Genomic DNA, 12,547 nt, shown 5'->3' on the forward strand with positions numbered 1-12,547 from the left:
TATTTATGAGTTCTACTGTAAAATACTCGCTTGCTATTGTGCTATTTTTGGTACTTGGCTTTGGCATTGTTATGTATATTCAATCTGAGCCCAGCCAAAACCAAATATTTGAAAGTCAAATAGTAAGTCTGGATGATGGATTTGGTTATAAGATTTTGAGAGGAGAAAAGATAGTGATCGTACAAGAGTTCGTTCCCGGTCTTCCAGGTAAGCAACAATTTGTTTCTAAAGAAGAAGCTCAGAAAACGGCAAATTTGGTACTATCTAAATTAGAAGAGGGGAAATCGCCAATTTTATTACCGGCAGATCTGGCGAAATTGAATATTTCAACCCAAGTAGGTCATTGATAATATATGAGATCGATAATTAATAATAGAATTCAGATAGTTGTCCATATCAGCATTTGGATTCTGTTTTATGGACTCACATTTTATCCTGTACTAAATGATGCAAGACCTATTCCTTCAGATGTGTTTCCAAAGCTCATTGTAATTATAGTACTATTCTATTTCAATTATTTTTACTTAGTACCAGAGTATTTACTGAAAAAGACAGTGCTCTTTTATTTATTTCTTTCACTGGGACTTTTGATTTTTTCGGTGTATTTGCTCAATCATTTTTTTCCGCCAAGAATACCTGATAATTTCTTTATTCAACAAGAAAGACCAAGAGGTCTTGGTTTTATGCCGTTTTATAGAACGTTCGTAAATCTTGGAATACCTTATGTGATCAGTGCTATTTTAAGAATGTATGTGGAGTGGAAACGTAATGAGAATTTACGTTTATCGGTTGAAAAGGAAAATATTAAGTCTGAGCTACAATTTTTAAAGGCGCAATTAAATCCACATTTTTTGTTCAATTCGCTTAATACCATTTATGCCTTATCTGTAAAAAAATCTCCCGACACCTCAGAGGCAATAGTTGATTTATCGGAACTTATGAGATATATGATCTATGAGGCAGATAAAGACTTGGTGCCTTTAAATAAAGAACTGGATTATATAAAAAGTTATATACAGTTACAGCGATTAAGACTATCTGATAGTGAAAATGTATCCTTAAAGATTACGGGGGAAGATAGAGGGCGTGCGGTACCGCCTTTGCTATTTATCTCGTTTATAGAAAATGCCTTTAAATACGGTACGGATTACAAGGGTAAAACCTATGTGAAAATTTCATTGATAATTACAGATGCCTCTATCTATTTAAACGTTAAGAATAAAATTGGAATTTTTAGAGAACCCACCAAGAACTCGGGTATCGGACTTGAGAATATTAGAAATCAGTTAGAATTGATATATCCAGGCCTGCACAACCTAGAGGTTAGTAATGACGGCCAAGATTATGAAGTTTCTTTGACCATTTACCAAAAACAATCAAGCTTATGAAATGTATAATTATAGATGATGAGCCTTTGGCGATTGAAATACTAACGGGCTATTGTGAAAAGCTAGACTTTATAGAGTTAGTGAACTCATATACCAATCCGCTCGATGCTATTACCGAAATCAAGGAAAAGAAAATAGATTTGATCTTTTGTGATATAGAAATGCCCCAAATAAACGGTATAGATTTTATGGGCACTTTAGATAACAGACCGTTGTTCATATTTACCACAGCTTATTCACATTATGCGGTAGACGGGTTTGAGTTGAATGCAGTAGATTATTTGGTGAAACCTATACCTTATCATCGTTTTATAAAATCAGTATCAAGAGTACAAGATTTAATTTCAAAAAAACAAAAGCCAATTATGGAAGCAAACGTTTTCTCATCTACCGGTGATAGTACAGTAGAAAAAAAGTTCATTTTTGTGAAGGCGGAATATGAAAGTATAAAAATAGATTTGGACCAAATTGAATATGTACAAGGTTTAAAAGATTATTTGAAAATTCACATTGCCAACACCAATAAAACCATTTTAACGTTAATGAGCTTTAAGGAGATTATGAGTAAGTTACCTGCAAATCAATTTCTTAGGGTGCATAAATCCTATGTGGTCAATGTAAATTACATTAAAACGGTACAGCGTAACAGAATAGTTATTAATGACATGCGCATACCTATTGGTGAAAGCCATAAAGAAGCCTTCTTTTCTATCTTGGGCTTATAGATTTCACGTTCATTGACCTAAATTTATTTTTTTTGATTTTACTTCCTTATTTTGGCTGTCAAAGTTTAGATAGAATTATCTATTTTTGTTAAGCTAAAAGCACGGGTGCCCATTATGAGTCAAAAAGTTTTACTCTCTTCCAAAGAAATACATATCATCCTGCACAGATTGGCTTGCCAATTGCTTGAGAATCATTTAAATTTTGAAAATACAGTTTTAATTGGAATTCAACCAAGGGGGAAATTTCTTGCTGAACGCTTGAATAAAATTTTAAAGGAGGAGTATAAAGTAAAGAAGATAGACTTGGGGTTTTTGGATATTACTTTTTATCGTGATGATTTTAGAAGAGGGGAAAAGACCCTAGAGGCCACAAAAACAAAAATAGATTTCTTGGTAGAGGACAAGAACGTTGTTTTAATTGATGATGTGCTGTACACTGGTAGAAGTATAAATGCGGCTTTAACTGCTTTGCAATCTTTTGGCAGGCCAAAAGATGTAGAGTTGTTATGTTTAATAGATCGCAGATTCAGCAGACATTTGCCTATACAACCCAATTACAGAGGTCGCCAGGTAGATGCCATAAATGATGAGAAGGTAAAGGTGATGTGGGAAGAAAATGACGGGGAAGATATAATATACTTAGTAAATAGATAAGAAAATGAGCGAACTGAGTGTTAAACACTTACTGGGAATTAAATACCTAAAGGAAACCGATATTCAGCTTATTTTTGAAACTGCCGATCATTTTAAAGAGGTGATCAACCGGTCTATTAAAAAAGTGCCTTCGCTTAGAGATATTACCATTGCCAATATATTTTTTGAGAACAGTACTAGGACTAAACTGTCTTTTGAATTGGCGGAAAAGCGTTTATCTGCAGACGTGCTTAATTTTTCCGCAAGTCAGTCTTCGGTTAAAAAGGGTGAAACCTTAATAGATACGGTAAATAACATTCTATCTATGAAAGTAGATATGGTGGTGATGAGGCATCCTAACCCTGGTGCGGGCATATTTTTATCCAAACACGTAAATGCATCAATCGTAAATGCTGGCGATGGCGCACATGAGCATCCAACACAAGCATTGTTGGATTCTTACTCCATACGTGAAAAATTAGGAGACGTTGCAGGTAAAAATGTAGTGATCGTTGGTGATATTCTTCATTCAAGGGTAGCTCTTTCAAATATTTTTGCGTTAAAATTACAAGGAGCAAATGTTAAGGTGTGTGGTCCTAAAACATTGCTTCCTAAGTACATAGAATCTTTAGGGGTCGGTGTAGAAACCAATTTAAGAAAAGCGTTGGAGTGGTGCGATGTAGCTAACATGTTGCGCATACAAAACGAAAGATTGGATATAAGTTATTTCCCGACCACACGAGAGTATACCCAACAATTTGGGGTGAATAAAAAATTGCTTGATAGCTTGGATAAGGAAATTGTAATAATGCACCCAGGTCCTATAAACAGAGGTGTAGAAATTACAAGTGATGTGGCAGACTCCAAGCAATCTATAATATTGAATCAGGTAGAAAACGGAGTTGCCATTCGTATGGCGGTAATTTATTTATTGGCATCTAAAATAAAATAATATGATTTTCACCAAAGAAGAATCGTTGATTATTGTATCTCAAGAAGAAATTTCAATTGAGCGTTTTTTAGATAATTTGCAGAAAGAATATGCAAAATTAAAAAACGATAATTTGGTGTTAGACTTGTTAAGTTTCTCAAAGTTGACACCTTATAATGTTATCTCATTTTTAGAAATAGCAAGAATGCATAAAAAGAACGGACAGTCGTTCGTTTTGGTATCGGATAAAGTGTCTTACGATGATGTTCCTGAAGAAATTAATCTTGTGCCAACCCTTCAAGAAGCTAGAGATGTTGTTGAAATGGAAGAAATAGAACGTGATTTGGGTATATAACAATACGCAAAGCACAGATAAGAATACTTAAGTACTTATTTTATGCGCCTTACTGTATTGGGTTGTTATGCGGCAACACCAAGAACGCTTACGAATCCTACGTCACAAGTTTTAGAAATTAATAATCAAGTTGTATTAATTGATTGTGGTGAGGGAACCCAGGTAGAGCTTAGAAGGCATAAAATAAAGTTCTCAAGAATAAACCATATTTTCATTTCTCACCTACATGGAGATCATTTTTTTGGACTCCCAGGTTTTATTTCTACCATGAGATTATTGGGTAGGGAGAAAGCACTTCATGTATACGGCCCCAAAGGAATTAAAGAGGCTATTACATTGCTTTTGAAATTGGGAGATTCTTGGACAAACTACCCATTGTTATTTCATGAACTTACCAGTAAGGAACAGGAGCTTATCTTTGAAGATGAAAAGATAAGTGTAACTACCATACCATTAGATCATAGGGTATATACAAATGGCTACTTGTTCAGGGAAAAATTAGGCAAGAGAAAGCTGAATGTTACTGCGGCAGAAAAGTATGGGATTGACAAAGCTTACTATAACAATATAAAAAACGGAAAGAATATAACTTTGGATAGTGGCACTATTGTACCCAATAGTGAATTAACCTTTGATCCGCCTGAGCCAAAATCTTATGCATTTTGTAGTGACACCGTTTATGATGAAAGTTTGGCTGAAAAGATTAAAAATGTAGATGTTTTATATCATGAATCTACATTTTTGGAAACAGAGACCGATCTTGCCGTGAAAACCAAGCATGCTACCGCTAAACAAGCCGCAATGGTAGCAAAAAAAGCTAATGTAAAAACCTTAGTGTTAGGTCATTACTCTACCCGTTATAAATCAATAGCATTGTTTAAAGAAGAAGCTTCAACTATCTTCAATAATGTGCTTCTTGCTGACGACGGAAAAACATTCGATTTTTAAACCTTTTAATACGTTTTTATAACGTTTATTTTCCTTTCTTTTTAGAACTTTGTTTATCTTGTTTTTAACACGAAAATGATGCAGAAAGATTTAGGTGATTATAGAAAATCCTATGAGAAAAGTGCGTTGGTAGAAGACAGTATATCTGATAATCCAATACAGCTATTTCAAACATGGTTTTATGAGGTAGAAAATTCCGATGGGGTAGATGAACCCAATGCTATGACGGTTTCTACGGTAGGTTTAGATGGTTTTCCTAAAAGCAGGGTAGTACTTCTTAAGAAATATACTCATGAGGGTTTTATCTTTTATACGAACTACAATAGCGAAAAGGGAAAAGCTATTGGTGAAAACCCAAATCTCTGTCTATCCTTTTTTTGGGCAAACTTAGAACGCCAAGTAATCATAAAAGGTGTTGCCGAAAAATTGCCCGAAAATCTTTCTGATGGTTATTTTGAGTCAAGACCTGAAGGAAGTAAATTAGGGGCATTGGTATCGGATCAAAGTACTGTAATTGATTCCAGAGCCGTATTGGAAGATAAATTGGCTAAGTTGGAAAAAGAATATAACGGTAAAGAAATAGAAAGGCCTAAGCATTGGGGTGGCTATTTGGTAAAACCTTTATCTATAGAGTTTTGGCAAGGCAGACCTAATAGACTGCATGATCGAATTAGGTACACCCTTACCAGTGAATTTGATTGGAAAATGGAACGATTGGCTCCTTAAATATGTTAACATGAAGAATCTATTTTTAATGCGCCACGGTAAGTCTTCTTGGGAGCTAAATGTTAGTGATCAAGATAGGGCACTTTTGCAAAGAGGGGTTAATGATGCCCATTTGGTTGCTATGGAAATTGCCAGACAAGATATTAAAATAGATAAAGTATATACTAGCCCCGCAAACAGGGCATTTCACACTTGTATGATTTGTCTTAGAATTATTGGCCATCCTTTAAATAATTGTGGTATAGATTCAAATTTGTACGACTTCTCAGGTGATCAGGTTTTTGAGTTTATAAAACAATTAGAGGATACTTTTGAAAATGTTCTCATTTTTGGGCATAATCATGCCTTTACCTATTTAGCAAATTCGTTGGGAGATAAACATATAGATAATGTGCCCACCAGCGGTTTTGTTCAATTACAGTTTAAAGAAAATTCATGGGCCGCTATCACTCAGGGCTCAACAATACAAACCATATTTCCGAAGCAATTAAAAGCATGATAAAAAACAACAACCAGTACGTAAATAGAGAAATAAGTTGGTTATGGTTCAACGAGCGTGTGCTACAAGAAAGTGCAGATAAGAATGTGCCATTAATTGAAAGATTACGGTTTTTAGGTATTTTCTCAAATAATTTAGATGAGTTTTTCAAGGTGCGTTATGCAACGGTTAAGCGTATTGTAGAAGCTGGTAAAACCGGCAAAAGTGTACTTGGGGGAGAAAAGGCAAAAGATCTTCTAGAGGAGATTACGAATATCGTAATTGAACAACAAACAAAAAGTTTATCAATTCTTAGAAGAATTGAACATGAGTTGGAAGGGGAGAATATATTCATTATCAAGGAAACGGAATTAAACGATAATCAAAAGGATTTCGTGAAGGCCTATTTCTTAAAGGAAGTTAGTCCGCAATTAATGACTATCATTTTAAATGATTTAACACGTTTTCCTACCCTGAAAGACACTGCAGCGTATTTGGCTGTAAAAATGGTCATTAAGAGTGATGATAGTAGAAAAGAGAAAAGATATGCCTTAATTGAAATACCCAAAGGAATTGATCGCTTTATTGTATTGCCAGATGAAGGAGATAAAAGTTATATCATAATACTAGATGATTTAATTAGGTACTGTCTTGGAAATATATTTACCATGTTCGAGTATGAATCTATTTCTGCTCATATGATCAAGATAACAAGAGATGCCGAACTTGATATTGACAACGACCTTAGTAAAAGTTTTATTGAAAAAATTTCATCTAGTGTAGAGCATAGAAAAATAAGTGATCCCGTACGCTTTGTATACGATAAGAGTATTGGCAGGGACACCTTGACTTTTCTAAAGGAAAAGATGAACATAGAAGATACGGATAGTGTAATACCAGGTGGTAGATACCATAATCGTAGAGATTATATGGGTTTTCCAAGCTTGGGAAGAAAAGATCTTTTATATGATAAGATAGTTCCGTTACCGGTAAAGGGGCTTAGTGTAGAAGGTAGTATTTTAGAGAGTATAGCCAAAAAAGATTATTTGCAGTACACACCCTACCATACGTTTACCTATGTATTAAAATTTTTACGTGAAGCTGCACTTGATCCAAAAGTACGTTCCATAAAGATTACGGTTTATAGACTGGCAAGTAACTCACAAATTGCTGCAAGTTTGATCAACGCGGTTAAAAATGGTAAACAAGTAACCGTTCAAATTGAGCTTCAGGCACGTTTTGATGAGCAGGCAAATATTGAATACGCAGAGCAGTTACAGTCTGAAGGGGTTAAATTAATATTTGGTGTTCCAGGGCTAAAGGTTCATAGTAAAATATGTTTAATTGAGCGCGAAGAAAATGCAGCTTTAAAGCGATACGGTTTTGTGAGTACAGGTAACTTTAATGAATCTACCGCAAGAATTTATACTGATTTTACTCTATTTACGGCAGATGATTCTATACTAAAAGAGTTGAATAAAGTCTTTGACTTTTTTGAGACTACCTACAAGATCAACAAGTATAAACATCTTATAGTATCTCCGCATTATACCAAAAATGCGTTTATGAAATTAATTGATAATGAGATAGCAAATGCCAAGCAAGGCAAAGTGGCTTTTATCAAAATAAAGATGAACAGTTTTACCTCTTACAAAATGGTAGATAAACTGTATGAGGCTAGTAGAGCGGGGGTAAAGATCCAGTTGATCATAAGAGGTATATGTTGCTTAATACCAGGGGTTGAGGGTATGAGTGAAAACATAGAAGCTATAAGTGTTATAGATAAGTTTTTAGAGCATACTCGTTTCTTTGCTTTTGCAAATGGTGGCGATACTAAAATGTATATATCATCTGCAGATTGGATGACTAGAAACCTTGATTATAGAGTTGAAGTTGGTTGCCCAATTTATGATGAGGATATAAAAAAGGAATTGATGGATACGTTCGATATCTGTTGGAGAGACAATATGAAAGCTCGTGTGTTTAATGAAAAACAAGACAATGCATACCGTAAATCTTCCATACCTAAAATAAGATCTCAGTTTGCTACGTACGACTATTATGCTAAAAAACAGGAATCTTAAAAAAAGTATTTTTTGAAAGTAAGAAAATTTGCGGCAATTGATATAGGCTCCAATGCTATTAGATTGCTAACACACAATGTTATTGAGGATAAGGGTAAAAAGACTCAATTTAGAAAAAGTGCATTGGTAAGGGTACCTGTAAGGCTAGGCGAAGATTCTTTTACCGTTGGTGAAGTTTCTGAACAAAATGAAGCCCGTTTAATAAAGACCATGAAAGCTTTTAAACTTTTAATGGAAGTGTCGGGTGTTGAAAGGTACCGTGCATGTGCTACATCTGCAATGAGGGAAGCCAATAACGGTAACGAGATAATTGAGAAGATTGTAAAGGAATCTGGGGTCAAAATAGATTTAATAGACGGTAAACAAGAAGCTGCTATTATAGCTTCTACAGACTTAAAAAACTTGATTAAAGATGATCAATGCTATTTGTATATAGACGTTGGTGGTGGTAGTACGGAGTTTACCTTGTTTTCTAATGGTAAAATTCAAGTGAGCAAGTCGTTTAAGCTGGGTACGGTAAGACTTTTAAATAATATGGTTAAACCGGAAACTTGGAATAAACTAGAGGAGTGGATCAAAACAATTTTAAAGGATAAACCAAAATTATCGATTATAGGGTCTGGTGGCAACATTAATAAGTTGCATAAACTATCAGGTAGAAAAGAAGGTGAGCCACTTTCTTACATTTGGTTGAACGCGCAATATCATTTTTTAGACAGTCTAAGTTATGATGATAGGGTGTCTGAGCTAGGATTGAATCCAGATAGGGCAGATGTTATAATTCCCGCAACCAAAATTTTTCTCTCGGCCGCAAAATGGAGCGGGGCAAAGAAAATTCATGTTCCCAAAATTGGACTTTCAGATGGTATTATAAAAGATTTGTATTATTCAGAAACTAAATAAGCCGCGTTCTATCCGTGAATGCTTTCTTTTTTGCCTAGGTCTTTCATGATCTGGGCTTCATATTCTAAAAGACTGTTCCATTTTTTGTTCACCTCTTCAAGATCTCCATATTTACGAGCAAACTTTAGGAACATGGTGTAATGCCCCGCTTCACTAATCATTAACTTGTGATAAAATTCGGCTAGTTTTTTGTCTTCCAGTTCTTCGGATAATAATCTAAAACGTTCGCAACTACGCGCCTCAATTAAAGCTGCATATAATAATCTGTGTACCAATTGGGTAGTTCTACTACCGCCCTTTGGGAAATATTTAATAAGTTCTATAACATATTCATCTTTACGATCCCTGCCCAGCACATTTCCTCGCTTTAAGATAAGGTCGTGTACCATTTTAAAATGACCCATTTCCTCTCTAGACAAGGCTATCATTTCCTCAACAAGTTCAGTATATTCAGGGAAAGATACAATGAGTGATATTGCTGTACTTGCGGCTTTTTGCTCACAATACGCATGATCTGTCAATATTTCATCAATATTCTTCTCAACAATGTTTACCCATCTTGGATCGGTAGGTAGTTTTAAGCCTAACATAGTTCTCTTTTTTTCAAAATTAGAAAGAATTTAAAGACCTAACGAATTTTAATCAAAAACCTAGACCGCTTCCTGATGAATAATAATTATTTTTGATGTAGAGACCATCCAAACAACAAAAATGCATAATCCAATAGATATTCAAAATATACTGAACACATACGGGGCGCCAGATAGTGTCGCTTGGCTAAAAGGTAAAATTGAAAGTTTAAAAGAAAATAAATCTTCTAAAGATTTATTTATGACCTATAGTCTGTTAAATGTAAAATTTGATGCTGCAAACGTAATATCATTTGATGCATTGGATACAACGAGTTCGCGCTATTTAAGTGGGCACAAGGCAACTTTGCTACAGGTGTCGCGTATTTATTTTTTAGCAGAGGTATTAAGTCAAGATATTGAATATTATACACCAAAGGTTGCCAATATTATACAAGTGGCAGATACCGGTGAATTGGAAACCTTCTTAAAGTATTTAGTTTTCCTGCCCAATCCAGAGGCATATAAACAGACAGCTGTAGAAGCGTTAAGAACTAATATTGCAACGATTTTCGATGCTATTTCATTGAACAATCCGTATCCGGCAGAATATTTTAATGATCAACAATGGAATCAAATGTTTTTGAAGGCGGCTTTTATGGAAAGAGACCTCTCGCAAATAGCATCCATTGATGAAAGAGCTAATGAGGATTTAGCTAGAATAATATCCGATTATGCACATGAAAGATGGGCTGCAGGTAGAAAAATAGATCCATTGTTCTGGAGACCTGTTTCAAAATTTTTAAATGAGCAGCTTTTGGGTGATATGAAGACATTACTAAACAGTGATGATGTAATAGAAAATTTAGCCGGAGCTCTTTGCTGTTATTATTCGGAAAACGAAAAGGTCCTTGCGCTATTGAATGGTAAGCCAGAGCTAAAACATAAAATTGCCGATGGGCATACAACTTGGAACACGATAAAACAACAATAGAATGGAAGATAAAATGATGATCATTGACCCGCATGTACACATGACGTCAAGAACAACAGATGATTATGAAGCAATGGCAGCAGCGGGAGTTGTAGCAATAATAGAACCATCCTTTTGGTTGGGTCAACCAAGAACCCAAGTAGGTTCTTTTCAGGATTATTTTAGTAGTTTGGTGGGTTGGGAGCCTTTTAGGGCCAGTCAATTTGGTATAAAACATTATTGCACTATCGGTTTAAATTCAAAAGAAGCAAATAATGAGGCTTTGGCAGAACAGGTAATAGAATTGTTACCGTTGTACTTACATAAAGAAAATGTGGTCGCTATTGGTGAAATTGGATATGACGATCAAACACCTGCAGAGGATAAGTTTTTTAGAATGCAGCTAGATATGGCTAAAGAACTTAATATGACCGTACAGGTACATACGCCTCACCGAGATAAAAAAGCAGGAACCATAAAGAGTATGGAGGTATGTTTGGAGCATGGTTTAGATCCTGCCAATGTAATAATTGATCATAACAATGAAGAAACGGTAAAAGAGGTTCTTGACCGTGGTTTCATTGCTGCTTTTACCATCTATCCCAAAACAAAAATGGGCAACGAGCGTATGGTAGAAGTTGTTAAGAAATATGGTAGTAATAATATTATAGTGGATAGTTCGGCAGATTGGGGTGTAAGTGACCCTTTAGCAGTGCCAAAAACAGCATCTTTAATGCTAAAAAGAGGTGTGTCTATGGAGGATGTTAGAAAAACCTGCTATCAAAATGCATTAGATGCTTTTAGTAAAAATGATAAAATGAAAGAAGCGCATTGGTTGCAGCCAGATAGTATTAATCAATCGCAACTTTTTAATGATAATAGTGTTCTTAGGGGGCAAAAACCTCGTATTGACGAAGATCAAATCATTTAACAAATGAGAGAAAAGTTAATGGGTTTTGCTGGTTTGGCAAGACCTGCGAATTTGCCAACTGCCGCAGCGGATATATTGGCAGGTATTGCCATTATATTATATCTTAAGGATATAGTAGTGGTTAATTTTATGAGTGGGCATTGCGGCAATGTACTTTCTTTGGTTTTCTCATCAATTGCCTTATATGCAGGTGGAGTGGTTTTTAACGATGTTTTCGATGCAGATCTAGATGCGGTCGAAAGACCGGAGCGGGCAATTCCAAGTGGACTTGTACCCAAAAAAGAAGCTATTTATTTTGGTACAATTCTCATGCTGATCGGTATAACATTGGCATTTAAGACTACTGTATTATCAGGTTTAATATCTATTGCTTTAACCGTAGCTATTTTAACATATGATGGCTACTTTAAACAATTTGGTTTTGCTGGTCCCTTAAATATGGGAATTTGCCGTGGATTAAATCTTTTAATGGGTATGTCTATTCTTGGAAGCCTAACACATTGGTACATTTCATTGGTTCCTGTTGTCTATATTTTTGCCATCACATTGATCAGTAGAGGAGAGGTTCACGGAGATAATAAAAAACATATTGTTTGGGCAGGTATCTTATACGCAATAGTTATTCTATCCATTACGTTAATTGTAATGCAACAGAAAGACAATCTCTTGGTGCTATTACCGTTTATATTAATGTTTGGGTTTTTAATTTATTCGCCTTTAATTAAAGCGTATAAAGTAAATTCACCTAAAAACATTAAGAAAGCTGTAATGGGTGGTGTATTGTCACTAATTGTGATGAACGCTTGCTGGGTGGCCGGTTTTTCTAATTGGTATTTGGCATTGGCCGTTTTATTATTATTACCATTATCCATGCTTTTGTCAAAATTATTTGCAGTAACATAA

The 12,547-nt window shown here is 35.0% G+C and carries 15 protein-coding genes; 14 read left to right on the forward strand and 1 reads right to left on the reverse strand.

What is annotated here, in order from left to right; all coding sequences use genetic code 11:
* Positions 1-5 precede the first annotated feature (5 nt).
* The 11 genes from B2Z27_RS09805 (at position 6) to B2Z27_RS09855 (ending at position 9,171) form a co-directional block, all read left to right on the forward strand.
* The gene (locus tag B2Z27_RS09805) at positions 6-347 is read left to right on the forward strand and encodes a DUF4907 domain-containing protein (protein ID WP_286813510.1); all 342 of its coding nucleotides are present in this window, start codon (positions 6-8) and stop codon (positions 345-347) included.
* Positions 348-353: 6 nt separating this feature from the next.
* Positions 354-1,388: a sensor histidine kinase gene (locus B2Z27_RS09810; RefSeq protein ID WP_058105767.1), complete on the forward strand. Its 1,035-nt coding sequence runs from the start codon at positions 354-356 to the stop codon at positions 1,386-1,388.
* On the forward strand, positions 1,385-2,113 hold the full coding sequence (locus B2Z27_RS09815) for a LytR/AlgR family response regulator transcription factor (RefSeq protein WP_058105768.1): 729 nt from the start codon (positions 1,385-1,387) through the stop codon (positions 2,111-2,113). The genes B2Z27_RS09810 and B2Z27_RS09815 overlap by 4 nt, the downstream gene beginning before the upstream one ends.
* Before the next feature lie 114 nt (positions 2,114-2,227).
* Positions 2,228-2,767 carry a bifunctional pyr operon transcriptional regulator/uracil phosphoribosyltransferase PyrR gene (gene pyrR, locus B2Z27_RS09820; RefSeq protein WP_058105769.1) on the forward strand — a complete coding sequence of 180 codons (540 nt, stop codon included), beginning with the start codon at positions 2,228-2,230 and terminating at the stop codon, positions 2,765-2,767.
* Positions 2,768-2,771: 4 nt separating this feature from the next.
* A complete protein-coding gene (locus tag B2Z27_RS09825; protein WP_058105770.1) occupies positions 2,772-3,698 on the forward strand; it encodes an aspartate carbamoyltransferase catalytic subunit in 927 nt (308 codons plus the stop codon).
* 1 nt (position 3,699) lies between these two features.
* Positions 3,700-4,032 (forward strand): ribonuclease Z, encoded by a 333-nt coding sequence (locus B2Z27_RS09830; protein ID WP_286813511.1) that lies wholly within the window; start codon positions 3,700-3,702, stop codon positions 4,030-4,032.
* Between the two features lie 42 nt (positions 4,033-4,074).
* The gene (locus B2Z27_RS09835; protein ID WP_286813512.1) at positions 4,075-4,980 is read left to right on the forward strand and encodes a ribonuclease Z; all 906 of its coding nucleotides are present in this window, start codon (positions 4,075-4,077) and stop codon (positions 4,978-4,980) included.
* 78 nt (positions 4,981-5,058) lie between these two features.
* Positions 5,059-5,706 (forward strand): pyridoxamine 5'-phosphate oxidase, encoded by a 648-nt coding sequence (gene pdxH / locus B2Z27_RS09840; protein WP_286813634.1) that lies wholly within the window; start codon positions 5,059-5,061, stop codon positions 5,704-5,706.
* 10 nt (positions 5,707-5,716) lie between these two features.
* The gene (locus tag B2Z27_RS09845; protein WP_286813513.1) at positions 5,717-6,205 is read left to right on the forward strand and encodes a SixA phosphatase family protein; all 489 of its coding nucleotides are present in this window, start codon (positions 5,717-5,719) and stop codon (positions 6,203-6,205) included.
* Positions 6,202-8,268 (forward strand): polyphosphate kinase 1, encoded by a 2,067-nt coding sequence (gene ppk1 / locus B2Z27_RS09850; protein ID WP_058105774.1) that lies wholly within the window; start codon positions 6,202-6,204, stop codon positions 8,266-8,268. The genes B2Z27_RS09845 and ppk1 overlap by 4 nt, the downstream gene beginning before the upstream one ends.
* Positions 8,269-8,280: 12 nt before the next feature.
* Positions 8,281-9,171: a Ppx/GppA phosphatase family protein gene (locus B2Z27_RS09855; RefSeq protein WP_210707772.1), complete on the forward strand. Its 891-nt coding sequence runs from the start codon at positions 8,281-8,283 to the stop codon at positions 9,169-9,171.
* 8 nt (positions 9,172-9,179) lie between these two features.
* On the opposite strand, the gene B2Z27_RS09860 is transcribed toward B2Z27_RS09855, so the two are convergent.
* Positions 9,180-9,761 (reverse strand): tRNA-(ms[2]io[6]A)-hydroxylase, encoded by a 582-nt coding sequence (locus B2Z27_RS09860; RefSeq protein WP_286813514.1) that lies wholly within the window; start codon positions 9,759-9,761, stop codon positions 9,180-9,182.
* 121 nt (positions 9,762-9,882) lie between these two features.
* On the opposite strand from B2Z27_RS09860, the gene B2Z27_RS09865 reads away from it, so the two are divergent.
* From B2Z27_RS09865 to eboC, 3 genes are read left to right on the forward strand one after another with little or no spacing between them, the layout of a single operon-like run.
* Positions 9,883-10,734 (forward strand): EboA domain-containing protein, encoded by an 852-nt coding sequence (locus B2Z27_RS09865; RefSeq protein ID WP_286813515.1) that lies wholly within the window; start codon positions 9,883-9,885, stop codon positions 10,732-10,734.
* 1 nt (position 10,735) lies between these two features.
* Entirely contained in the window at positions 10,736-11,644 is a 909-nt protein-coding gene (locus tag B2Z27_RS09870) for a TatD family hydrolase (RefSeq protein ID WP_286813516.1), read from the forward strand.
* Between the two features lie 3 nt (positions 11,645-11,647).
* Positions 11,648-12,547 carry a UbiA-like protein EboC gene (gene eboC, locus B2Z27_RS09875; RefSeq protein WP_286813517.1) on the forward strand — a complete coding sequence of 300 codons (900 nt, stop codon included), beginning with the start codon at positions 11,648-11,650 and terminating at the stop codon, positions 12,545-12,547.

Origin of the sequence: Maribacter sp. UBA3344 (genome assembly GCF_002362375.1) — a bacterium.
Classification (GTDB): Bacteria; Bacteroidota; Bacteroidia; order Flavobacteriales; family Flavobacteriaceae; genus Maribacter; species Maribacter dokdonensis.

Excerpts from the sequence above, each read along its gene's own strand:
- B2Z27_RS09860 (WP_286813514.1), bottom strand. The coding sequence starts at position 9,761 with ATGTTAGGCTTAAAACTACCTACCGATCCAAGATGGGTAAACATTGTT.
- pdxH (WP_286813634.1), top strand. The coding sequence starts at position 5,059 with ATGCAGAAAGATTTAGGTGATTATAGAAAATCCTATGAGAAAAGTGCG.
- B2Z27_RS09810 (WP_058105767.1), top strand. The coding sequence starts at position 354 with ATGAGATCGATAATTAATAATAGAATTCAGATAGTTGTCCATATCAGC.
- B2Z27_RS09825 (WP_058105770.1), top strand. The coding sequence starts at position 2,772 with ATGAGCGAACTGAGTGTTAAACACTTACTGGGAATTAAATACCTAAAG.
- B2Z27_RS09830 (WP_286813511.1), top strand. The coding sequence starts at position 3,700 with ATGATTTTCACCAAAGAAGAATCGTTGATTATTGTATCTCAAGAAGAA.
- B2Z27_RS09870 (WP_286813516.1), top strand. The coding sequence starts at position 10,736 with ATGGAAGATAAAATGATGATCATTGACCCGCATGTACACATGACGTCA.
- eboC (WP_286813517.1), top strand. The coding sequence starts at position 11,648 with ATGAGAGAAAAGTTAATGGGTTTTGCTGGTTTGGCAAGACCTGCGAAT.
- B2Z27_RS09805 (WP_286813510.1), top strand. The coding sequence starts at position 6 with ATGAGTTCTACTGTAAAATACTCGCTTGCTATTGTGCTATTTTTGGTA.
- B2Z27_RS09845 (WP_286813513.1), top strand. The coding sequence starts at position 5,717 with ATGAAGAATCTATTTTTAATGCGCCACGGTAAGTCTTCTTGGGAGCTA.
- B2Z27_RS09835 (WP_286813512.1), top strand. The coding sequence starts at position 4,075 with ATGCGCCTTACTGTATTGGGTTGTTATGCGGCAACACCAAGAACGCTT.
- B2Z27_RS09865 (WP_286813515.1), top strand. The coding sequence starts at position 9,883 with ATGCATAATCCAATAGATATTCAAAATATACTGAACACATACGGGGCG.
- pyrR (WP_058105769.1), top strand. The coding sequence starts at position 2,228 with ATGAGTCAAAAAGTTTTACTCTCTTCCAAAGAAATACATATCATCCTG.
- ppk1 (WP_058105774.1), top strand. The coding sequence starts at position 6,202 with ATGATAAAAAACAACAACCAGTACGTAAATAGAGAAATAAGTTGGTTA.
- B2Z27_RS09815 (WP_058105768.1), top strand. The coding sequence starts at position 1,385 with ATGAAATGTATAATTATAGATGATGAGCCTTTGGCGATTGAAATACTA.